The sequence below is a fragment of the Rhodococcus sp. WS3 genome, assembly GCF_003797085.1.
Taxonomy (GTDB): Bacteria; Actinomycetota; Actinomycetes; order Mycobacteriales; family Mycobacteriaceae; genus Rhodococcus_F; species Rhodococcus_F globerula.
In genome coordinates this window covers 2,245,872-2,266,401 of record NZ_RKMA01000001.1, presented here as the reverse complement: position 1 = coordinate 2,266,401, position 20,530 = coordinate 2,245,872, and the positions used below count along the sequence as shown (strand labels likewise).

The following is a 20,530-nucleotide window of genomic DNA, read 5'->3' as shown; positions in this document are numbered from 1 at the left end:
GCGCCTTTTTGGTAGTGGGCACTACCAAAAAGGCGCACAGGGGGCGCAGCCCCCTAGATCAAGCTGCCCTCATGCACCGCTCGATCGAATGCCGGCAAGGGACCGCCGGCACGCAGGGTGGTGGCGAGTGCCGGATCAGCCAAGTGCAAGCGGCCGATCGCGATCAGATCGAACTCTCCGCTACCGATGCGCTCCTCGAGCTGGGGGATGTTGTCCACGACGGGTGCAACGCCTTCGATGCGACTGTCGCGCAACGACTTTCCCAGGCCGACGCTGCCCACGGCCATGGTGACGGCGCCAGTCAGCTTCTTGGCCCAGCCGGCGAGCGAGAGGTCGCTGCCTTCGAAGGCGGGAACGTCGAAGCGTCGGATGCTGGCGTCCAGCACATCGACCCCGGCATCGACCAAAGCGCCCAGGATCACGCCCAGCTCTTCCGGGGTTTCCGCGATCTTCGCGGTGAAATCCTGCTGCTTGTGCTGGGAGAAGCGGTAGATGATCGGCAGATCGGGGCCGATGGCTTCGCGGATCGCCGCAACGACGGCTGCGGGGAATTTGGTACGACGCTCCAAGTCGCCGCCCCACGCGTCGTCGCGCCGGTTGGTGCCTTCCCAGAAGAAGGAATCCAGTAGGTAGCCGTGGCCGCCGTGGATGGCGATGCCGTCGAAGCCGAGCTCGACAGCGTGCTTCGCACTGCGGACGTAGGCGGCGATCACGTCTTCGATGTCCTGCTCGGTCATCGCGTCGGTTGTTGCCTGAGCGCGCTCGACGTAGGCGGCAGAGTACGAGGTGACACCGAGCGGGCCCCACTCACCGGACGGGCGCATCGGTTTGAGCGAAGGATCCATCTGCGTCATCGCGCCCCACAACGGGCCGACGTGCCAGAGCTGCGGCACGATCTTGCCGCCGGCGCCGTGAACGTCGTCGATGACCTTGCGCCAGCCGGCCTGAGCGGCGGGCGTATGCAGGTTGGGGACGTTGGCATGGTCGACCGCAGTTACGTGGTCGATCGCAACGCCTTCGGTGACGATCAGGCCGGTGCCGCCCTCAGCGCGTCGACGGTAGTAGTCGGCGACATCCTGACCGGGGACGCCCTCGATGGAGTAGGTCCGCGTCATCGGGGACATGACGATGCGGTTGGGCAATTCGAGCGAACGAATGCGCAAAGGCTGGAAAAGGGGACTGGTCATGTCAATCACAGTGCTTTCATGAATCGGAAGAATCCGGGGTCCTGATCGACGCGCAACCTCGTGAGAGTGCGGTAGCTGATCAGCCACTTACCGTTCTCTTTGCGGTATTCCTCGTGGTAGTGGCCGTAGCCGTGCAGGTGCAATTCCTTCTCACCGTCGTTCCACCACAGCATGTCCTCCATCGCCCAGATTCCCGTGGCGGTGGTGGGGGAGGTCAACACGATTTCAGGTGTGTGTGCGTGGTGCGCCGTGGTGAGAGGAATCTCGCCGTCGAGCATGTTCCGGATGGCGTTGGTGAGTTTCTCGATACCGACCACCTGATTGGAGGTGTCACCGGTCTTGGGTTGCTTGTCCGTGGGGAGGCCGCCCCAGGTTTCGCTGACGACGTCCTCGGTGTGCAGTGTCGGGTAGATATGCCACTGCTTGGTGTCCATGCAACGCAGGCGAGCCGAGAAGACCTTCTTGATTTCCTCGATTGCGAGTAGTTCCTCGACAGGACTGAGTGACGCGACTTCGGACTCGGTCAAAGACATGCAACCTCCAGCAGTAATCGGCAAGATGCCTTCAGATTCGAGTGCGTACGGCCTTGCCGTCAATCACCTGTCTCAGTGAGCGCGACAACACTCGGTATGGTCGAGCAAACGGAAGGAGCGCTCGCTATGTGCGTAGATACGGATTCGGTCCCCGGGGCCGAGGAGATCGCCGCGGTTCGGGACTTTTGGGATGAGCTGGGTGTTCCGGGCTTGATCGACGTTCACACCCATTTCATGCCCAAGAGTGTCATGGACAAAGTGTGGGGGTACTTCGACTCGGCAGGGCCGATGATCGGTCGACCATGGCCGATCACGTATCGCCTGGTGGAAGAGGAACGCGTACAGCGGCTGCGTGAATTCGGAGTCCGCGCCTTTACCTCGATGATCTACCCGCACAAGAACGCGATGGCTGAGTGGCTCAATCAGTGGGCCGTCGAGTTTGCCGCCCAAACGCCGGATTGCCTACATACGGCCACGTTCTATCCCGAAGAGACGGCCGCGTCGTACGTCGGGAAAGCGTTGGAGTCGGGCGCGCGAATCTTCAAGTCCCACATCCAGGTCGGCAATTACGACCCTAACGATCCGTTGCTCGACAACGTGTGGGGCCAACTCGAGGACGCCGAGACACCCATCGTCATTCACTGTGGCTCAGGGCCGGCGCCGGGTACGTTCACCGGGCCGGATCGAATCGCGTCGTTGCTGGCGCGCTACCCGAGGTTGCCGCTGATCATCGCGCACATGGGTATGCCGGAGTACAGCGAATTCCTTGATCTTGCAGAGGCGTACGGGAATGTGCGCCTGGACACCACCATGGCGTTCACCGACTTCACGGAAGAGCAGTGTGCCTTTCCCAAGTCGGATATCTCTCGCCTGATCGACATGCAGGACCGGATACTCTTCGGGAGCGATTTCCCGAACATTCCGTACCCGTATCTCAAATCGTTGCAAGCACTTACGCGGTTCGATCTCGGGGACGAGTGGTTGCGCGCCGTCGTACACGACAACGCGGCCAAGCTCTTCTCGGTGAGCTGAGCTCACCGAGAAGAACTTCGACTCAGCGCAGTGAAGAGCTTCGCTCAGCGCAGTTTGATACTGCCGCCGTCGGCCATCAACGTCTGACCGGTCATGTACTGCGAGTCGTCGCTCGCGAGGAACACGACGACGGGAGCGATGTCGGTTTCGGGATCACCGATACGTCCGAGAGGAACCTTGGCAACCGACGCGGCTGCACGCTCGGGGAAGGCTTCCTGCCACTTGACGACGCCTTCGGTTGCGGCGAACGGGCAGACCACGTTGACGCGGATGCCTTCCGGCGCCCACTCGTTGGCAACGACGCGGGTCAGACCGCGCACAGCTTCCTTGGCCGCTGCGTACGACGTCTGGGTGGGCATACCGTCCAAGCCTGAACCGGAGGCGAAGTTGATGACCGAACCCTTGGTCTTCGCCAGTTCGTCGTGGCACGCCTGCATCAGGTGGACAACCGGGTAGAAGCCGGTGTTGAAGGACAGGTCGAACATGTCCTGCGTGGTTTCCAGCAGCGGGGCCTGACGAGACGCGTGAGCGTTGTTGACCAGGATGTCGAGCTTGCCGAACGCCTCGAGTGCGGCGTCGCGGATCTGCTCTGCCGAACCTGCGGCGGCAAGGTCGACGTTGAGGAACTTGCCGGCGCCGGCCAGTTCCTGCTCGAGGGCCTGGCCCTGCTCGTCGTTGATGTCGACGAACAGGACCTTCGCGCCTTCACGGGCAAAGACTCGGGTGATTGCGCGACCGATTCCGCCGGCGCCGCCGGTGACAATCGCTACCTTGCCGTTCAACCTCATGAAAACGCTCCTTCTGTGTTTGATGCTGTTTAGACGGTTGCGGTCTCGTCGACTGCGAGTGCGATCTTCTCGAGGCCGGCGATGCTGTAAGCAGCGTAGGTCTCGTAGGGGCCACGGCCCGAGAAGTACGACGAGAGCTGACCACCGAGCTCCTCGACGGTGAACGCGGATCCGGCTGCGTCGAAACGGTTCTCGACCTTCGGTGCTTCCATCAGCGCCACCATCTTGCCGTAGACGACAAAGACCTGTCCGTTGATCTCGTCCGAGGCGGGCGAAGCCAGGTAGCTGACCAGAGTTGCAACACGCTCGGGTGCAAGCGGATCGAGACCGGTGACGCCGGTGTTGTTCTCGCCGAACGCATCTGCCGTCATTGCGGTCCGGGCGCGCGGGCAGATTGCGTTGCTGCGGACGCCGTAACGGGAGAGGCCGGCTGCGCTCGAGAGCGTCAGAGCCGTGATGCCGGCCTTGGCTGCCGAGTAGTTGGGCTGTCCGGCGCTGCCGAAGAGGAAGGCTTCGGAGGAGGTGTTGATGATGCGTCCGTAGACGGGAGCATCGGCTGCCTTGCTTGCGGCGCGCCAGTGCACTGCAGCTGCATGGGAGGTTGCGGCGTGGCCCTTGAGGTGCACGCGAATGACGTCGTCCCAGTCGGATTCGGTCAGGTTGAAGATCATCTTGTCGCGCAGGATGCCCGCGTTGTTGACGAGGATGTCGAAGGAGCCGAAGTTCTTGACGCCTTCCTCGACGAAGCGCGCACCGAGAGACCAGTCGGAGACGTCGCCCGTGATGGCGATGGCCTGTCCGCCTGCAGCCTTGATCTCGTCGACCACGTCATTGGCTGCGGGGCCCATGTCGTTGACGATGACGGCTGCGCCGGCTGCTGCGAGGCCGAGTGCCTCCGCGCGGCCGAGTCCGGCGCCGGCACCGGTGACTGCGGCTACTTTGCCTTCCAAGCTCAGTGATTGCGTCATGTCGTGCTCCTTCGATCCGGGTCAGAAATTAGTATTCATTCTAATTTGTTCAATCTATTTTGGCGTAAATTCGGCAAAACTAGCAGAGTCAAAATCAGAATTAGTTCTAGTTTTGATCAGAAATGCGAGCCAGAACACTACAGTCCCGGTCAGTGGGAGCGGTGATGTAGGTCACGAGCTGGACATGCCACCTTGTGGCTACGCGCCGACCGGGCGCGCACGCACTTGCGTCACCGCCGACACTGCCCGGAGCAACCCATGTTCAACGACTCGCCTGCTCGGAAGCATCTACGCCCCAGCCAATCGTCGGAGATCCTCACAGCAGGATCCGCTCTGGCTGCATCGGGTGGAACAACGGGAGGATCTGCGCAGCTCCTGGCATCGTTGTTGGGACGTCGGATCGGCGGATGACGCACTCGAAGTATCACTAGATGCGGCCGGGCCGGACCTGCCGCACCTGAAATAACGGAAGGCACCAACAGTGTCACTGAATTTGGCAGATCTGTACGAGGGCGTAACGGACTTGATCTCGGACCGCACGGCAATCGTGTGCGACGGGCGTCGACGGACATACGCGGAACTCGACGAAGGCTCGAACCGCATCGCCCATCACCTCGCGAGTGTTGGCGTCGGACCGGGAGATCACGTCGCCTTGCACATGCGCAACAGCATCGAATACGTCGAGAGCCTGTTGGGCTGCCTCAAGATTCGCGCAGTGCCGATCAATGTCAACTACCGCTACGTCGATGCCGAGCTGACGTACCTCTACAACGACTCCATGGCGGTCGCACTCATCGTCGACGAGGAGTTTGCCGACACCGTCGCGTCGATCCTTCCCACAACGCCCGGCGTCAAGCATGTTGTCGTCGTCGGCGAGGCCGAGCTTGCCGGCGTCGACAGCATCAGTTACGACGTTGCAACGCAGGCGCAGTCGGCCAAGCGAGACTTCGGGCCGCGCAGCGAAGACGACCTCTTTGTCATCTACACCGGCGGCACGACGGGTATGCCCAAGGGCGTCATGTGGCGTCACGAGGATTTCTACTTCGCAGCGCTCACAGGTGGAAACCCGTTCGGCCCTCCGCACGTCAAGGCCGAAGATCTGTACGCCGCTGTGCCGCACGTCCCCGCGATGAACATGCTCAGCACTGCACCGCTGATGCACGGCGCGGCGTCCTACTCGTTGTTCACCGGATTCTTCATGGGCGCCAACGCAATTCTGATGGCGCGTTTCGACGCGAAGAAGACGCTCCAGCTTGCCGGGAGTGAAAAGGCTGTCTCCATCACCGTTGTCGGCGACGCGATGGCGCGCCCGCTCGCCGACGAATTGGCTGCGAACGCCGCGGAATACGACCTCAGCACGGTGGGCATGGTCTCGTCCGGCGGAGCGTTGTTCTCGCTCTCCCTGCGTGAGCAGTTGAAGTCGATTCTTCCGAACCTGATCATCCGCGACGGTTTCGGTTCGTCCGAGTCCGGCGTCGACGGCAACCTCGAGATCGGCGCGGACGGCTTGATGCGGATCGCCGCTCGCGACGAGACTCGTGTCGTGGACGATCGGATGCGTCCGCTCGAGCCCGGTTCACCCGAGACCGGGTACATCGCTCGTTCCGGTCACGTTCCGGTCGGATACTTCAACGATCCCGTGAAGACGGCAGCGACGTTCCCCGTCGTCGACGGCGTCCGCATGTCGGTTCTCGGCGACATCGGACGGGTCGAGGCCGACGGCTCGATCGTTCTGCTGGGGCGCGGTTCTCAGTGCATCAACACCGGTGGCGAGAAGGTGTACCCCGAAGAGGTCGAGCAGGCACTCAAGAGTCATCCGGCTGTTCTCGACGCCTTGGTTGCCGGAGTGCCGGACGACAAGTTCGGCGAGCGCGTGGCTGCGGTCATCACCACTCGTGACGGTTTCGCTGTCCCGGACCTCGCCGAGATCGGTGAGCATTGCGCGTCTCAGGTCGCGCGGTACAAGGTGCCTCGTACCGTCGTGAGCGTGTCGGAGATCCGTCGTTCTCCCAGTGGCAAGGCCGACTACCGCTGGGCCAAGGCAACTTTGACGGAAGCTAACTAGTTCGACGTCATCCAGCGCGTTTTGTGAGGGACGCGCTGGATGACGTTCGGGCAGAGCAAGAAGAGCTAGTTCGCCACCCCTGCGGCCAAGAGGGCGCGGGCTTCGGGGCGGCCGTCGAGGAGCGCGTTCGTACGCAATTCGACCTTCCAGACGCCGTCGTTCTTGACCAGTTCCCACCGGTTCGCGGTGATCCGGAGAACCTTGAATCCGGACGGGTTCTCGGGATCCTTGATGACGAGCTGCGAGTGGCAGGTTGCGACGGCTTTGTTGCCGTCGATGCGGATGTGCGCCGGCGTCATCATGTGCGCTGCGCCGTTCATGATCCAGTTCTGATGAGCGGCACTGCGCACCATGGCGCGGAGTTCGCCACGGCCGTGCATTGCTCCCGTGTCGACGTCGTAGACACCGTCCTCGAGCCACAGGTTTGCGACCTCGTCGGCAGATCCACTGTCGACGGCCGGGCTGTACGCGGTGAGCAGTTCGGTGATGGCCAGCTTGTCTTCGAGCAATTCGACTCGGGCAATCAGTGATTCGACCAGGGCAAGTGAGTTGCTCAGTGCGGTGGCGTCGGTCATCGGCATTCCTTACGTAGACGAAGTGGATCAATCAGGTGAAATCGATGCCCTCGGCGAGGGCGATGCGGTGAAGTTCCTCGAGTTGTTCCGCGAAGTGCTCAGCGCTCGACGCGCTGATCGACGTGCTGGCGATCGTGGCACCGGCGTCGCGGACTCGGGTCAGTGAGCGGACGACGCGTTCCGGGTCGCCGAGCGGATCGAAGGCTGCGCCAGTGGACAAGATGACGTCGAAGTTCTCGGGGAGCGGCGCTGCCGCGAGCATGTCCGCGAGCTCCGAGAGGCGCAGTCCGAAGGGAACCCAGCCGTCGCCATGGGTGAGTGCGCGGCGCAGTGAGCGCTTGGTGCGGCCACCGATCCAGAGAGGCACTCGTGGTTGGACGGCGTGCGGCTCGACAACAAATCCCGAGTAGTCGTAGAACTCGCCGTGGTACTCCGGGAGCGGAGTGGAGAGCGAGGTGCGCAGCGCTGCGAGGGCGTCGTCGGCGCGAGCTCCACGATCGGTGAACGGAGCGTTTATGAGATCGAATTCTTCTTTTAGCGTCCCGACTCCGAGGCCGAGGACAAGTCGCCCGTTGCTGACCCGATCCAGCGTTCCGTAGCGCTTCGCGATCTCCAGTGGGTGGTGGTATCCCAGCACGAGCACTTGAGTTGCGAGCCGAATAGTGCGTGTTCGAGCCGCAAGATATCCGAGTGTTGCGAGCGGATCCCAGTAGGTTCCGCCGCGTTCTCCGGCTATTTCTGTGGGAACTGCGATATGTTCACTGCAGGTCAGGTGGTGAAAACCGAGGCGATCAGCAGTTTCGGCGATCTGTGCGACCTCGTCGATCTCAGCCGTCGCTTCCCAGTCTGATCGGGTGCTGGGGTGCTGGATCAGTACCGGTGTGACGAGTCCGAGGTGCATCGAGCGTTTATAGCTGCGACGAGCAGTTCTGGCACAGAAATTTCCGGTGATCGGGATGAGATTGTCGGATTGGCTTTCCAGATACTGTGACCTGGGTTATAGTCACTAGAATCAATTCCAGTTTCCGGGAGGCGTCAATGACCATCGTTGAAATCAACGACACCATGACCACTGCTCAGCCGACCAGCGCTCAGGCTAAAAAGGATCTTCCGCCGTCGATGGTCGAGCGGATGACGCTGATTCTCGACGCCTTCGACGGACGCGCAGCACGGCTCACCCTGGAAGAGGTGGCGTGCCGCACGCAGTTGCCGCGCTCCACCGTCCACCGCATTCTCGATCAGCTCGTCAAGCTCGACTGGGTAGATCACGCATCGTTCGGCTACTGCCTCGGACGGCGTGCACTCGGCCTCGGTGGCGGCGACGGTGGCCACAGCCAGATTCGTGAAGCTGCTGCACCCCTCCTGCACGAACTGCACCTTCAGACCGGAATGGTTGTGCACCTCTCGGTGCTCGACGGCCGTGAAACTGTTTATCTCGACAAGGTCGGCGGCCGGTTTGCCGCTGCACTCCCGTCGCGCGTCGGTGGCCGGGTTCTTGCGCACTCCACCGCGGGCGGCAAGGCGATGCTCGCGTGGATCGATCCGGAGCGCGTCGACGCCTTGTTCGGCGCGACCCTTCCGCGCTGTACGGAGAACACCATCGCGGAGATCGGCATCTTGCATCAGGAACTCAACCGCATCCGTCAGCGCCGGGGCTTGGCCTTCGAGCGCGGTGAATCCGCTCGCGGCCTGGCATGCGTGGCAGCTGCGATTCGTGGGCATGAAGGCCCCGTCGGCAGCATTGCGTTGTGCGGCGACATGCGGACGGCTCAGCTCGAGCGAGTCGCCCCGTTGGTAGTGGACGCGGCCCGTGAGGTCTCGCGCTCGCTGTACCCCGAGCTGGGTGCGCCGCGTCGTGGTCGCAAGGCTCCTCCGATCCCGACAAACACCTTCTCGGCAGACACGATGGACCGACTTCTGGCGGCGTCCACCGAGCAGTGGATCTGAGTTTTCTTGCCCTTTCTGTCTCGCTGATCGGGACGGTTCGTAGCAGCTCAGCGGCGGTGATGGCACCGTTCCGGGTATGACGACTGAACTGAGCTACGAGGACACTCTGAAAGAGCTGCAGACCGATCTCGGTGTGCTTCGGTATCACGAGGCCGGCGACGGTCCGCCGCTGGTGCTGCTGCACGGATCAGGTCCCGGAGTCACCGGGTGGCGCAACTACCGCGGCGTTCTCGCGGACTTCGCCGAGCACTTCCACTGCTACGTTCTCGAGTTCCCCGGCTTCGGCGTCAGCGACCCGGGCGACGGCCATCCGATGATGATGGCTCAGGCTTCGGTCAGCGCGTTCCTCGACGGACTCGGTCTCGGTCCCGTCCACCTGATCGGCAACTCCATGGGCGGCATTGTCGCCACCAAGGTCGCGATCGACGAACCGCACCGCGTCAGCAAGCTCGTCACCATCGGTGGCATGGGCAAGAACACCTTCTCGCCCGGCCCCGGTGAAGGCATCAAGCTCCTCATGGAATTCACCGACAACCCCACCCGCGAAGCCCTGATTCGTTGGCTGCAGTCGATGGTCTTCGACCCGGCCGTTGTCACCGAGCAGCTCATCGAAGAGCGTTGGGCGCTCGCCACCGAGCCGACGACCCTCGAGATCGCACGCCGGATGTACAGCAGCAAGGCCATGGCCGCTATGGGCGCCGCCGCTGCTGCGTCGACGGATGTTCCGTACTGGGCACAGTTGAACAAGATCAAGGCTCCGACACTGCTCACCTGGGGTCGCGATGACCGCGTCAGCCCCGTCGACATGGCGATTCTGCCGATGCGCGACATTCCCAACGGTGAAGTGCACATCTTCCCCAGGTGCGGTCACTGGACGATGATCGAGGCCCGCGACGCCTGGGTCTCGGCAGTTCTGGCATTCCTTACCCGCCCGTAAGGGCCTTCGGCCCCGTGCGCCTTTCCGGCAGTTCCCACTACCAAAAAGGCGCACAGGGGCTGCTCCCACTCACCGGGAAGCATTTCTGCACTACCGATCCGCACCTGCCACGGTTTCACCAACAGATTTTCACCTCGCCAGATCTTCCAGGAGGACGCGATGCTCAGTGATACGCAGCGAGTTTTCCGCCGCAAGGTAGTTGGTGGGCAGGAAGACCAGTTGATCGACATCGCGCTTGGACTCGCCGCGAAGAAGTCTGCCTAGGCATTCGCCGGGTACCGAAACCAGAAAGCCGAGAAAACCATGGGACAGGTTCTAGACAACATCTCTCAGTTCGCCGACGAGATCCGCGCAGGCGGCGTCGAGGGCGACAAGATCATGCAGCTGTCGGACGGCAACGCGAAGCGTCTTCGCGATTCCGGCGTCATCCGCATGTTCCAGCCCAAGGAATTCGGTGGGCTCGAATCGCACCCGCGTGAGTTCGCCGAGACGGCAATGGCTATCGGCGCGATGGACGGCGCAACCGGCTGGGTCAGCGGCATCGTTGGCGTCCACCCGTGGGAGCTTGCATTCTTCGACAAGAAGGCACAGGAAGAGGTCTGGGGCGAGAACCCGGACACCTGGATGGCTTCCCCGTACGCACCGATGGGTGTTGCTCGTCCCGTCGACGGTGGCTACATCCTCAACGGTCGCTGGTCATTCTCCTCGGGAACGGATCACTGTGACTGGGTCATGATCGGCGCGATGGTCGGCGACGCCGAGGGCAAGCCCCTCATGCCGCCGAAGCACCTGCACGTCCTGCTGCCGCGTAGCGATTACGAAATCGACCAGGACAGCTGGAACGTCGTGGGCCTGCGAGGCACCGGTTCCAAGGACCTCATCATCAAGGATGCTTTTCTCCCCGCCTACCGCACCATCGACGCGTCCAAGGTGTACGACGGCAGCGCGTGGAAGGAAGCCGGCCGCACGGAGACCCTGTACAAGTTCCCGTTCTCCTGCATCTTCCCGCTCGGCATCACCTCCTCGTTGATCGGTATCGCCGAAGGCGCATTGGCCTGCAACATTGCAGCCCAGCGTGAGCGCGTCACAGTCAGTGGTGTCCCGATCAAGGAAGATCCGTACGTACTCTTCGCCATCGGCGAGGCTGCTGCGGAGATCGCGGCTTCGCGCGCGGCGATCCTCGAGACGGTCGACCGTTTCTGGGACATGACCGAAAAGGGCCAGGAAGTTTCGTTCGAACTTCGTTCCATCGGCCGACGCACTCAGACGGCTGCCGCGTGGCGTGCAGTGCGCGCAGTGGACGAGATCTTCGCTCGCTCCGGCGGCGGCGCCCTCCAGCTCAGCACTCCGATGCAGCGATTCTGGCGTGACGCGCACGCGGGTCTCTCGCATGCCATCCACGTGCCCGGATCGATCTTCCACGCGTCGACCCTGACGCAGCTCGGTGGCGAGCCGCAGGGCATCCACCGCTCGATGATCTAGTCCCACAAATACTTTCGAAGCAAGGACGGTTAGGCATGACTGAAATTCGGGGCCTGGGGTATCTCAGGATCCAAACGCAGGACGTGGCTCGCTGGCGCGAGCTCGTGGTTGACGGACTCGGTCTCGCGGTCGGCAGCGGCCCGGAACCCGACGGCCTCTACCTCCGTCTGGACGAGCGTCGCTCGCGACTGATCGTCCTTCCGGGTGAGTCGGACAAGGCGCTGGCAGTGGGCTGGGAAGTGCGAGATCAGTTCGCCCTCCAGCGCGTTCGCGAAGCGGTCGAGAAGGCCGGAGTCGAGGTCGAGGTTCTCTCCGAGACCGACGCCAGCTACCGCGACGCCGAGCAGGTCATCGCGTTCAACGATCCCAACGGAAACCGCGTCGAGGTCTTCTTCGGACCGGTTCTCGACCACAGCCCGTTGGTCACCCCGCACGGTGGACGCTTTGTCACCGGCGACCAGGGACTCGGCCACGTCGTGCTCCCCGTCACGGCCTTCGACGAAGCGCACACCTTCTATACCGAGGTTCTGGGCTTCCTGCCGCGCGGCTCCATTCGCCTCGGCGGCATCGACGCGCCGCCGCCGGCTCGCCGTGTCCGCTTCATGGGTGTCAACCAGCGTCACCACAGCCTGGCTCTGTGCCCCGCCCCGCCGGTCGACGAGCCTGGTCTGGTGCACCTGATGATGGAAGCCGAGACCCTCGACTCTGTCGGTCAGGCACTCGATCGTGTCGCCAAGCTCGGCTTCACGATCTCCTCGACCTTGGGGCGTCACACGAACGACAAGATGGTGTCGTTCTACGTGCGCGCTCCCGGTGGTTGGGACCTCGAATTCGGTTGCGAGGGAATGCTGGTCGACGAAGCGTTCTACACCGCTGAGGAAATCACAGCGGACAGCTACTGGGGCCACGACTGGTCCGCAAGCGAACCGCTTGCGGCCTTCACGCCCAAGAGCTAGTTTCACCCGGCAAAAGGCTCGGCCCCGACTTTCGCGTCGGGGCCGAGCCTTTTGTTGTCGGCGATCAGGAAGCTGCTGCAGCCAAACCGATTTCGAGGTCGGCGAGGATATCGTCGATTCCTTCGATTCCGACTGCCAGGCGGACGAGTCCCGGGGTAACGCCCGACGCGAGCTGCTCCTCGGGAGTGAGCTGCGAGTGCGTCGTCGACGCGGGATGGATGACCAGCGAGCGGACGTCACCGATGTTGGCGACGTGGCTGTGCAGAGTCAGGGCGTTGACGAACTTCTTACCCGCATCGACCCCACCGGCCAGCTCGAACGCCACGATCGCGCCGGTGCCCTTGGGCGCCAGCTGCTTTCCGCGCTCGTGCCACGGAGATGACGGCAGTCCGGCGTAGGCCACCGACGTAACCTCGGCGCGGCTGTCGAGGAACTCGGCCACCTTCTGCGCATTGGACACGTGGCGCTCGATACGCAGGCTCAACGTTTCGATGCCTTGCGAAATCAGGAACGCGTTGAACGGTGCGATTGCCGAACCGAGGTCGCGCAGAAGCTGAACGCGGGCCTTGAGAGCGTAAGCGGGCGCACCGAGGTCGGCAAAGGTGACGCCGTGGTAGCTGGGATCCGGGGTGGTGAAATTGGTGTGGCGACCCTGGGTCCAGTCGAAAGTTCCGCCGTCGATGATGACGCCGGCAATCGCGGTGCCATGTCCGCCAAGGTATTTGGTGGCGGAGTGTACGACGATGTCCGCGCCGTGCTTCAGCGGCTGAATGAGATACGGAGTTGCAACGGTGTTGTCCACGATCAGCGGGATGCCGTTCTCATGGGCAATCGCACTGATGCCGGGGATGTCGAACACGTCGTTCTTCGGGTTGGAGATGGTTTCGCCGTAGAACGCCTTGGTGTTCGGACGGATTGCGTCGCGCCAGTGATCGAGGTTGTCCGGGTCTTCGACGAAGTCGACGGTGATACCGAGCTTGGGCAGCGTGTAGTGGAAAAGGTTGTACGTGCCGCCGTACAGACGCGGGCTCGAGACGATGTGGTCACCGGCTTCGGCGAGGTTGAGGATCGCGAACGTCTCCGCAGCCTGACCGGACGCGACCAGTAGAGCCGCAACTCCGCCTTCGAGGGCAGCGATGCGCTGTTCGACTGCATCCTGCGTCGGGTTCATGATGCGGGTGTAGATGTTGCCGGGTTCGGCGAGGCCGAACAGCGCGGCGGCGTGGTCGGTGCTGTCGAAGACGTAGCTGGTGGTCTGGTAGATCGGCAGTGCCCGAGCATTGGTGGCGCTGTCGGGGCCCTGCCCGGCGTGGACCTGCTTGGTTTCGAACGACCAGTTGGCGGTCGGATCAATTTCGGCTGGGGTGTTCTCGCTCATGAATTCATACTCCGTAGTGAAGGTGATTGATGCGGGTCAGGCGGTTTCGACGACTGTATGCACTGGAACAGGATTGCGGGTGAGATCAAGCACGGGGCAATGGGCGTCGACCGTCTCCTGCAACTCCAGGTAGCGCTCACGCGATTCCGGGCCGGTCAGTGTGACAACCACACGAACCTCGGAAAAACCGGGGCGGACAGCGTCGTCGAATCCGAAGAAGCCGCGCACGTCGAGGTCGCCCTCGGCGCGTGCCGAGATGTCGTCGAGTCGGATGCCGAGCTTGTCCGCCCATACTCGATACGTCACCACCTGGCAGGACAGAAGTGAAGCGAGGTAGTACTCGACCGGATTGGCGGCAGTGTTCTCGCCGCCGAGGGCCGGCGGTTCGTCGACCTCGACGCTGTATTTGCCGAGCGTGACTGTGCTGGCAACGGCATCGTGGGCTTGCGCCGACGCCTTGAAGACGACATGAGCCTTGCCGGAGTCCTTGCCGATCGCGTCAGCGTTCGCGGCGACAACGGAACTCAAGTGTGAAACGGATGCGGTGGTCATGACAGAAAGATCCCCTGATCTGGGTGAGCATACGAATACCTTCCGCGGGCGGTGACCGCGGAAGTAGGTCCGATCAGAAGATCGGACACCCAGAGGTACAGACGTGCGCAAAATCGACATGGCGACGCCGCGTCAGCAGCGTGCGTGTCGTGTATGCGCCGAATCCCGTCACGCCAGTGACTGTAACCGGCTGGCAACCTTTCCCACCAGCCCTATAGGGAATCTGTCCCGAATGCTGGTTGCTCATGCGGTCGGGGCGTTGTTCCAACGTGGCACTCGGCGGTTGGCAAATGCGTCGAGTCCCTCGGCGATGTCCGGCGATTGCAGGATGTGATCGCGCGCCGTGTCGGTGACATTCCAGCCCTGCGAATCATCTTCGGTGTACAGGGCATTCACCGACTTCAAAGTCAGGCTCACCGAGGTGGGGGAGGATTCGCAGATTTCCGACGCCATAGCCAATGCTTCGTCGAGCGCCTTGCCCGGTTCGGTTACCGCATTGACGACGCCCAAATTCAGCGCGCGTTCGGGATCGAGTGTGCGGCCGGTAATCAAGAGTTCACGGGCAACGTTGAGAGGTAGTGCGCGTGGTGCCCGGAACAGGGCTCCCGACGTGGCGACCAATCCGCGGCGGGTCTCGGGAAGGCCGAATTGTGCTGTGCGAGAAGCAACAATCAAGTCGCAGGCCAGGGCGATTTCGAATCCGCCGCCCAATGCGTATCCCTCGACTGCTGCGATCAACGGCGTGTTGCGCTGTCGCCGGATGATGCCGTATTCGCCACCGCGCGGCATGCGAAGGTCGGCGCGCTCACGGATGTCGGTGCCGGCGCAGAAGACGGAGGTTGTGCCGGTGATGATGCCGACCCACAGCTCGGGATCGTCGTCGAGGAGGTCGAGTGCGGATTCGATGCCTTCGGCGGTTTCGCGGTTGATGGCGTTGCGACGTTCTTCGCGTTCGATCCGAACGATAAGTACTTTGCCCTGGCGTTCAGTGGTTACAGTCGACATAATTGGACTGTAGTCCATCTATATTCTTACGTACGCTGATTGCAAGGCCAAGGGCTGAGGAGGCGAGTCCGCGTGGTTTCGAAAGACGTGGTTTCCAAAGACATGGTTTCCAAACGCGAGCAGAACAAGCGCGACACCAACGATCGGTTGTTGTCCGCGTCCCGTGTTCTCTTCTCGGCGCAAGGATTTGCCAGCACTACCGTCGAGGATATCGCCGAACGGGCAGAAGTTTCGCGGGCTACTTTCTTCAATTATTTTCAGGGCAAGGATGCGGTTCTCGAAGCGCTGCACAGCGACCATCTGGATCGGCTGGCGTCAATGGTGGACAAGCTCATGGGTACGCCGATGTCCACGACGGATCGAATCGTCAAGCTCTTCGAGGATTTTGCACTGCAAGCGGTGAAGCATCCACGCTATTTGCGTATGGTGACAACGGAATTGGAACGCGACTTTGCCGCATCCGGTGCGGGAGCCGCCCACGACAAGCGGTTTCACGTGGAACTGTTGCGCATCGTCACGGCCGGTCTCGAGACCGGTGAAGTTCGAGCCGACTATCCACCGTTGTTCTTGGCGCAGATGATCGGTGGCGTCTACAGCACGCTGGTCAGGTTCTGGCGTCAGGATGCCGGCTACGATGTGGTGGCCGAATTCGATCGTGGCGCAAGGTTTGTCACGGATAGTATCGCTGCCCGCTAGGCGTGTGGTGTGGGCACCACCTGTAAGAGAATCGACTGTACGGCGCCGGACAGATACGTGGCTGCGCTCGCGTCGCCGGAGAAATGGCGAAGCAGACTCTGTTGGAACAGGCCGTCGAAAACTCCGTACATAGCGGCGGGCGTAATGGTGGGTTCGGTGTCGAGGAGCTCTGCGTAGCGGCTGACGATGCGCCAGATCATGTTTTCGAGGCTTTCATCGATCGCGGCCACATCCGCGCGGAAAGAATCCTCGAACAGAGACTGTGCTCGCAGGTCGTACCAGAGCCGGTGCATGGTCGCCTCGTTGATCATGGTCTCGGCCAAGATAGCGCCGAAGCCCGCTCGCAGCTCGTCGGGTGTCTGCGCAGTGGAGACTATGCCGTCGTAGCGGGTGACGCAACGCGCCTTGTAGTGGCGAACGCAGTGTGTGATCAGGTCGACTTTGTCGCTGAAGTAGTAGTGCAGGACGCCGTGGGAAAACTCGGAGTTCTGAGCGATTTCGCGCAGGCTGGTACGCGCATATCCGAGTTCGGCGAGCGTTTGCAACGCTGCTTCGGCCAGCTCGTCGCGGCGATCCGAGAACTTGTCGACCTGCCGACGTGAGACCTTGTCGGCATTGCTCGGGGAGGACTTTTTGGTTGTCCCACTTGCATTCTCGACGGTGGTAGTCACGGCGTTACGTCCTGTTCGTGCGATGTGTGCCATCAGTATGACCGGCTGCTGGAAACAGTGTAGTCCCTGCTCTTTGACGATCGTGTAACAAAATCTTGACAGTCGTCAAGATTTCTCTTGACACTCGTCCAAAGTTGAATACTCTGTGACTCACACCACTTGGCAGCGTCGCTGTGAACGGTGGCATCGCGAGATTCATTTCAGTCATGGAGGCAGTGAAAAATGAGCGTGTTTGATCTCGAGGGACGAAAAGCGCTGGTCACAGGCGGTGCCAAGGGTCTCGGTGCCGGAATGGCAGAGGCGTTGGCAAGGGCGGGAGCGTCGGTGATGATCGGCGACGTTCTCGAGGACGAGGGCCGGGCAACCGCGGAGGCCGTCGGTTCGGGCGGAGCCAAGACCGGCTTTGTGAAGCTGGACGTCACCGACGACGCCAACTGGGCTGACGCGGTCGCTGCCACGACGGAGACCCTGGGCGGTTTCGACATCCTCGTCAACAATGCGGGCATTGAAATCTCTTCGCTCGTGGTGGACCTGGACGCGGATGACATCCGCCGGATGTGTGAGGTGAACATCCTCGGCACCGCGCTCGGCACCAAACACGGTTTGCGCAGCATGCGGCCTGGTGGGATTGCCGGCGGCGGCGGTTCCATCATCAACATCTCGTCGGTTGCGGCCACTATTCCGTTTCCCGGAATCAGTGGGTACTCGGCCACCAAGTCCGCCGTCGACCGCTTTACCCGCGTTGCTGCGACGGAGTCCGGCAAACTCGGCTACGGAGTACGCGTGAACTGCGTCTATCCGGGACTTGTCGCGACGGAGATGGGGCTGGGTCTCGCGTCGGACATGGAGAAGCTCGGTTTGTGGCCGAGCGCGGAGGCGGCCGTTGGCGACGTCATCGGCCTTACGCCACTCGGACGTCTCGGTGAAGTGAACGACATGGCGGACGCCGTCGTCTTCCTGTCCTCGGATGCTGCCCGCTTCATTACCGGTATCGGCCTGCCCGTCGACGGCGGCATGGGTATGTAACCCACACAGTCTTTTTCGGCTCGACCCCAACTTCGAAAGGTTCAACCAACATGTCTGACAAGAAGCCAGTCGTCGTCTACGGCGTTTCCGGGTACACGGGACGCCTCGTGTGTGAATACCTGCGTGAGTTCAACATTCCGTTCATCGCCGCCGGCCGAGATGCCGCACGCATCCAGGAAGTGCTCGACAAGATCCCCGGCCTCGACACTGTTGATCACGAAGTGGTCGAGGTGGACCATACGGTAGAAGCATTGACCGAGTTGTTCACCGGCGCACAGGTAGTCAGCAACATGGTTGGCCCGTTCATCAAGTTGGGTGGCACCGTGGTCGAGGCAGCGCTCAATGCCGGCTGCCACTACATGGACACCACCGGTGAGCAGGACTGGGTTCTCGACGTCCAAGAGAAGTTCGGCGACAAGTACCAGGAGAAGGGCTTGTTGCTCTCACCTGGTATTGCGCAGATGTACACGACAGGTGAGATCGCTGCCAACATCGCGCTGGAGAATCCGGGCCTCGACACGCTCGATATTCTGGTGTTGTGGAAGGGCTTTCCCACGTACGCGTCCACCCAGACCATCTTCACGATCCTCAAAGCCAACTGGTACTACCTCGAGCAGAACAAGTACGTGCAGTGGGCGCCCGGTTCGACCTTCGACGTTGTTGTTCCGGGTCAGCACGAAACCGCTCTCGCTTTGCCGTGGGGCGGAACCTGCCATCCTGTGTGGTTCAAGAACGACCCGCGCGTATCCAACGTCAAGGCTGCGGGTGGCGTGTTCGACCGATCTGTGATGGAAGGTGTTGTTGCCACCCAGAAGATGGTGGAAGAGCAGATCAAGACGTTGCCCGCCGATCAGCAGGAGGCAGCGCTGGCGGAAATCGCCGGCTCTGTGCAGGCAGGCATGCCGCCCCGCGAAAACCCGCGCATCAACACGTCGATGGACTCGGTGTACGCATCCGGTCCGCTCGGACGTGCTCACGTCGTCATCCACGGCAACTGCAACTACAAGCAGACGGGCCTGCTGCAGGCGTACGCGGCTCACTCGCTGCTGCAACAGCCGCCCAAGCGTGCCGGGTTGGCGTCGGCGTGCCAGGCCTTCGGCCACCGTGAATTGCTCGGTGCGCTAAGGAGTTTCGGTTTGGTGCTGGAGCCGGAAATCACCGTCAACACCTAGACCACCATTCGATTCTGCCTGAGAGGCTCCCGCTATGCGTTTGACCGACTATCTCGACAAGGGAGCCTCTCTCGGTTCCACCGCGCCATGTTTGACGATGGGGGAGCGCACGCTCACCTACGGTGACGTTCAACAGTTCAGTCGCCGGTTTGCCTCATCCCTTGCAGCCTCCGGGATTGCCCCGGGAGACAAAGTGGCCATCCTGTCCGGCAATGATCCGATCTCGTTTTCATGCGTTTTCGGTATCAGCCGGGCGGGTGCGGTGTGGTGTCCGATCAATCCACGTAACGAGGCTGCGGAAAACCGTGACCTGTTGGATCTGTTCGACACTCGAGCCCTGTTCTTTCAGAAGTCGTATGCGCCTCTTGTCGATTCGATCCGGCAGGCGCTGCCGAAATTGGCGACGCTGGTCTGCATCGACGGTGAGACCGACTGGGCGCCGTCACTCGAGAAATGGCTCGGGGAGCAAGATTCGGAGGCGTCGCCGCCCGACGATGTGACCATGCTCGTCGGAACCGGCGGCACCACCGGGCGCCCCAAGGGTGTGATGCTGACCGGCCACAATATCGAGACGATGACAGCGATCACGTTGATGAGCTACCCGTTCGAAGGTCGTCCCGTGTATCTCGCGTTGGCGCCGTTGACACACGCGGCCGGGGTTCTCTGCTTTCCGATTATGGCGTTGGGTGGGGAGGTTGTCATCATGCCGAAACCCGATCTCGGTGCGTTCTTGGAGAACGTGCAGAAACATCGGGTCACGCACACATTCATGCCGCCGACGCTGATCTACATGCTGCTCGAGCATCCAGATCTGGCGGACACGGATCTTGGCTCGCTGCAATGCTTCTGGTACGGCGCAGCGCCCATCTCGCCGACCAGGCTGGGGGAGGCGATCGCCAAGATCGGGCCGGTCATGGCGCAACTGTTCGGCCAAAGCGAAGCGCCGATGATGATTTCCACGATGGCACCGAAGGACCATTTCGGCCCGGACGGTGCCATTGCAACCGAGCGGCTGTCCTCCGCCGGACGCCCGTCGCCTTTGGTCACCGTCGCAATCATGAACGACAAGGGGCAACTGCTCGGGCGCGGGGAACGCGGTGAGGTCGTGATTCGCAGTTCGCTGGTGATGGCGGGGTACTTCAAGAACCCCGAAGCCAGTGCGGAGGCATCGGCACACGGATGGCATCACACTGGTGATATCGGATATCTGGACGAGGACAACTTCCTGTTCATCGTCGACCGGGCGAAGGACATGATCATCACCGGGGGATTCAACGTCTATTCGGTGGAGGTCGAGCAGGCCCTCATGGCCTATCCGGGAATTCAGGACTGTGGGGTGATCGGCCTCCCTGACGACAAGTGGGGCGAGCGCGTTGTGGCTGTAGTGCAGCCGCATCAGGGAGCTGTCATCGACGGAGCCGAAGTCATGGCCTTTGTGAAGGCTCGCATCGGAAGCGTGAAGACACCGAAAGAGGTTGTCGTCTGGGAAGATCTGCCGCGGTCGAAAGTGGGGAAGGTGCTCAAGAACGAGATCAAGGGGGTGTTGCAGGGATAAGTCCG

22 protein-coding genes are annotated in these 20,530 nt (G+C 61.9%); 12 read left to right on the top strand and 10 right to left on the bottom strand.

Annotated elements, in window-relative coordinates; all coding sequences use genetic code 11:
* Positions 1-53 precede the first annotated feature (53 nt).
* Positions 54-1,187, bottom strand: a complete 1,134-nt coding sequence (locus EEB13_RS10250) for an NADH:flavin oxidoreductase (protein WP_033233811.1) — start codon at positions 1,185-1,187, stop codon at positions 54-56.
* 5 nt (positions 1,188-1,192) lie between these two features.
* Positions 1,193-1,720: a nuclear transport factor 2 family protein gene (locus EEB13_RS10245; RefSeq protein ID WP_033233253.1), complete on the bottom strand. Its 528-nt coding sequence runs from the start codon at positions 1,718-1,720 to the stop codon at positions 1,193-1,195.
* Positions 1,721-1,846: 126 nt separating this feature from the next.
* On the opposite strand from EEB13_RS10245, the gene EEB13_RS10240 reads away from it, so the two are divergent.
* Complete coding sequence (locus EEB13_RS10240) at positions 1,847-2,752, top strand: amidohydrolase family protein (RefSeq protein ID WP_051730442.1); 906 nt, start codon at positions 1,847-1,849, stop codon at positions 2,750-2,752.
* Between the two features lie 44 nt (positions 2,753-2,796).
* On the opposite strand, the gene EEB13_RS10235 is transcribed toward EEB13_RS10240, so the two are convergent.
* Positions 2,797-3,540, bottom strand: a complete 744-nt coding sequence (locus EEB13_RS10235; RefSeq protein ID WP_033233251.1) for an SDR family NAD(P)-dependent oxidoreductase — start codon at positions 3,538-3,540, stop codon at positions 2,797-2,799.
* A gap of 29 nt (positions 3,541-3,569) precedes the next feature.
* A complete protein-coding gene (locus EEB13_RS10230; protein ID WP_033233249.1) occupies positions 3,570-4,508 on the bottom strand; it encodes a 3-oxoacyl-ACP reductase in 939 nt (312 codons plus the stop codon).
* Between the two features lie 258 nt (positions 4,509-4,766).
* Between EEB13_RS10230 and EEB13_RS31485 the strand changes: the two genes are divergently transcribed.
* Positions 4,767-4,919 (top strand): hypothetical protein, encoded by a 153-nt coding sequence (locus tag EEB13_RS31485; protein WP_162487725.1) that lies wholly within the window; start codon positions 4,767-4,769, stop codon positions 4,917-4,919.
* Between the two features lie 70 nt (positions 4,920-4,989).
* A complete protein-coding gene (locus EEB13_RS10225; RefSeq protein WP_033233247.1) occupies positions 4,990-6,573 on the top strand; it encodes an acyl-CoA synthetase in 1,584 nt (527 codons plus the stop codon).
* Between the two features lie 65 nt (positions 6,574-6,638).
* On the opposite strand, the gene EEB13_RS10220 is transcribed toward EEB13_RS10225, so the two are convergent.
* The gene (locus EEB13_RS10220; protein ID WP_045066713.1) at positions 6,639-7,148 is read right to left on the bottom strand and encodes a nuclear transport factor 2 family protein; all 510 of its coding nucleotides are present in this window, start codon (positions 7,146-7,148) and stop codon (positions 6,639-6,641) included.
* 31 nt (positions 7,149-7,179) lie between these two features.
* Positions 7,180-8,049, bottom strand: coding sequence for a TIGR03619 family F420-dependent LLM class oxidoreductase (locus EEB13_RS10215; protein WP_033233243.1), 870 nt, complete (start codon positions 8,047-8,049; stop codon positions 7,180-7,182).
* Positions 8,050-8,186: 137 nt separating this feature from the next.
* Here EEB13_RS10215 and EEB13_RS10210 point away from each other — a divergent pair, with 137 nt between their 5' ends.
* The 5 genes from EEB13_RS10210 (at position 8,187) to bphC (ending at position 12,470) form a co-directional block, all read left to right on the top strand.
* Entirely contained in the window at positions 8,187-9,095 is a 909-nt protein-coding gene (locus tag EEB13_RS10210; RefSeq protein WP_033233241.1) for an IclR family transcriptional regulator, read from the top strand.
* 76 nt (positions 9,096-9,171) lie between these two features.
* Positions 9,172-10,032 carry an alpha/beta fold hydrolase gene (locus EEB13_RS10205; protein ID WP_033233239.1) on the top strand — a complete coding sequence of 287 codons (861 nt, stop codon included), beginning with the start codon at positions 9,172-9,174 and terminating at the stop codon, positions 10,030-10,032.
* A 159-nt stretch (positions 10,033-10,191) separates the two neighbouring features.
* Positions 10,192-10,296: a hypothetical protein gene (locus EEB13_RS32440; RefSeq protein WP_072782658.1), complete on the top strand. Its 105-nt coding sequence runs from the start codon at positions 10,192-10,194 to the stop codon at positions 10,294-10,296.
* 39 nt (positions 10,297-10,335) lie between these two features.
* Positions 10,336-11,514, top strand: coding sequence for an acyl-CoA dehydrogenase family protein (locus EEB13_RS10195; RefSeq protein WP_033233236.1), 1,179 nt, complete (start codon positions 10,336-10,338; stop codon positions 11,512-11,514).
* Positions 11,515-11,549: 35 nt separating this feature from the next.
* Positions 11,550-12,470 carry a biphenyl-2,3-diol 1,2-dioxygenase gene (gene bphC, locus EEB13_RS10190; protein WP_141485161.1) on the top strand — a complete coding sequence of 307 codons (921 nt, stop codon included), beginning with the start codon at positions 11,550-11,552 and terminating at the stop codon, positions 12,468-12,470.
* A 64-nt stretch (positions 12,471-12,534) separates the two neighbouring features.
* On the opposite strand, the gene EEB13_RS10185 is transcribed toward bphC, so the two are convergent.
* The 3 genes from EEB13_RS10185 to EEB13_RS10175 all read right to left on the bottom strand — a co-directional run bounded on the left by EEB13_RS10185 (position 12,535) and on the right by EEB13_RS10175 (position 15,405).
* Positions 12,535-13,848, bottom strand: coding sequence for a bifunctional o-acetylhomoserine/o-acetylserine sulfhydrylase (locus EEB13_RS10185; protein WP_141485160.1), 1,314 nt, complete (start codon positions 13,846-13,848; stop codon positions 12,535-12,537).
* A gap of 36 nt (positions 13,849-13,884) precedes the next feature.
* Positions 13,885-14,400 (bottom strand): OsmC family protein, encoded by a 516-nt coding sequence (locus tag EEB13_RS10180; protein WP_033233232.1) that lies wholly within the window; start codon positions 14,398-14,400, stop codon positions 13,885-13,887.
* A gap of 243 nt (positions 14,401-14,643) precedes the next feature.
* Positions 14,644-15,405: an enoyl-CoA hydratase-related protein gene (locus tag EEB13_RS10175; protein ID WP_187328524.1), complete on the bottom strand. Its 762-nt coding sequence runs from the start codon at positions 15,403-15,405 to the stop codon at positions 14,644-14,646.
* Between the two features lie 72 nt (positions 15,406-15,477).
* Here EEB13_RS10175 and EEB13_RS10170 point away from each other — a divergent pair, with 72 nt between their 5' ends.
* Positions 15,478-16,101 carry a TetR/AcrR family transcriptional regulator gene (locus tag EEB13_RS10170; RefSeq protein WP_261984489.1) on the top strand — a complete coding sequence of 208 codons (624 nt, stop codon included), beginning with the start codon at positions 15,478-15,480 and terminating at the stop codon, positions 16,099-16,101.
* Here the strand turns inward: EEB13_RS10170 and EEB13_RS10165 are convergent.
* Positions 16,098-16,805, bottom strand: a complete 708-nt coding sequence (locus EEB13_RS10165) for a TetR/AcrR family transcriptional regulator (protein WP_116102730.1) — start codon at positions 16,803-16,805, stop codon at positions 16,098-16,100. The two genes, EEB13_RS10170 and EEB13_RS10165, sit on opposite strands and share 4 nt — an antisense overlap.
* Positions 16,806-16,994: 189 nt before the next feature.
* On the opposite strand from EEB13_RS10165, the gene EEB13_RS10160 reads away from it, so the two are divergent.
* The 3 genes from EEB13_RS10160 to EEB13_RS10150 are packed head-to-tail and all read left to right on the top strand — an operon-like array spanning position 16,995 to position 20,525.
* Positions 16,995-17,798 carry an SDR family NAD(P)-dependent oxidoreductase gene (locus EEB13_RS10160; RefSeq protein ID WP_033233227.1) on the top strand — a complete coding sequence of 268 codons (804 nt, stop codon included), beginning with the start codon at positions 16,995-16,997 and terminating at the stop codon, positions 17,796-17,798.
* A 50-nt stretch (positions 17,799-17,848) separates the two neighbouring features.
* Positions 17,849-18,970: a DUF5938 domain-containing protein gene (locus EEB13_RS10155; protein ID WP_141485158.1), complete on the top strand. Its 1,122-nt coding sequence runs from the start codon at positions 17,849-17,851 to the stop codon at positions 18,968-18,970.
* A gap of 34 nt (positions 18,971-19,004) precedes the next feature.
* Entirely contained in the window at positions 19,005-20,525 is a 1,521-nt protein-coding gene (locus tag EEB13_RS10150; protein WP_141485157.1) for an AMP-binding protein, read from the top strand.
* Positions 20,526-20,530 lie beyond the last annotated feature (5 nt).

Bases quoted from the DNA above. Each gene is read 5' to 3' on its own strand.
- EEB13_RS10185 (WP_141485160.1), bottom strand. From the start codon at position 13,848: ATGAGCGAGAACACCCCAGCCGAAATTGATCCGACCGCCAACTGGTCG.
- EEB13_RS10235 (WP_033233251.1), bottom strand. From the start codon at position 3,540: ATGAGGTTGAACGGCAAGGTAGCGATTGTCACCGGCGGCGCCGGCGGA.
- EEB13_RS10230 (WP_033233249.1), bottom strand. From the start codon at position 4,508: ATGACGCAATCACTGAGCTTGGAAGGCAAAGTAGCCGCAGTCACCGGT.
- EEB13_RS10180 (WP_033233232.1), bottom strand. From the start codon at position 14,400: ATGACCACCGCATCCGTTTCACACTTGAGTTCCGTTGTCGCCGCGAAC.
- bphC (WP_141485161.1), top strand. From the start codon at position 11,550: ATGACTGAAATTCGGGGCCTGGGGTATCTCAGGATCCAAACGCAGGAC.
- EEB13_RS10175 (WP_187328524.1), bottom strand. From the start codon at position 15,405: ATGTCGACTGTAACCACTGAACGCCAGGGCAAAGTACTTATCGTTCGG.
- EEB13_RS10155 (WP_141485158.1), top strand. From the start codon at position 17,849: ATGTCTGACAAGAAGCCAGTCGTCGTCTACGGCGTTTCCGGGTACACG.
- EEB13_RS10160 (WP_033233227.1), top strand. From the start codon at position 16,995: ATGAGCGTGTTTGATCTCGAGGGACGAAAAGCGCTGGTCACAGGCGGT.
- EEB13_RS10205 (WP_033233239.1), top strand. From the start codon at position 9,172: ATGACGACTGAACTGAGCTACGAGGACACTCTGAAAGAGCTGCAGACC.
- EEB13_RS31485 (WP_162487725.1), top strand. From the start codon at position 4,767: ATGTTCAACGACTCGCCTGCTCGGAAGCATCTACGCCCCAGCCAATCG.
- EEB13_RS10165 (WP_116102730.1), bottom strand. From the start codon at position 16,805: ATGGCACACATCGCACGAACAGGACGTAACGCCGTGACTACCACCGTC.
- EEB13_RS10220 (WP_045066713.1), bottom strand. From the start codon at position 7,148: ATGACCGACGCCACCGCACTGAGCAACTCACTTGCCCTGGTCGAATCA.
- EEB13_RS10240 (WP_051730442.1), top strand. From the start codon at position 1,847: ATGTGCGTAGATACGGATTCGGTCCCCGGGGCCGAGGAGATCGCCGCG.
- EEB13_RS10245 (WP_033233253.1), bottom strand. From the start codon at position 1,720: ATGTCTTTGACCGAGTCCGAAGTCGCGTCACTCAGTCCTGTCGAGGAA.
- EEB13_RS10210 (WP_033233241.1), top strand. From the start codon at position 8,187: ATGACCATCGTTGAAATCAACGACACCATGACCACTGCTCAGCCGACC.
- EEB13_RS32440 (WP_072782658.1), top strand. From the start codon at position 10,192: ATGCTCAGTGATACGCAGCGAGTTTTCCGCCGCAAGGTAGTTGGTGGG.
- EEB13_RS10250 (WP_033233811.1), bottom strand. From the start codon at position 1,187: ATGACCAGTCCCCTTTTCCAGCCTTTGCGCATTCGTTCGCTCGAATTG.
- EEB13_RS10195 (WP_033233236.1), top strand. From the start codon at position 10,336: ATGGGACAGGTTCTAGACAACATCTCTCAGTTCGCCGACGAGATCCGC.
- EEB13_RS10150 (WP_141485157.1), top strand. From the start codon at position 19,005: ATGCGTTTGACCGACTATCTCGACAAGGGAGCCTCTCTCGGTTCCACC.
- EEB13_RS10215 (WP_033233243.1), bottom strand. From the start codon at position 8,049: ATGCACCTCGGACTCGTCACACCGGTACTGATCCAGCACCCCAGCACC.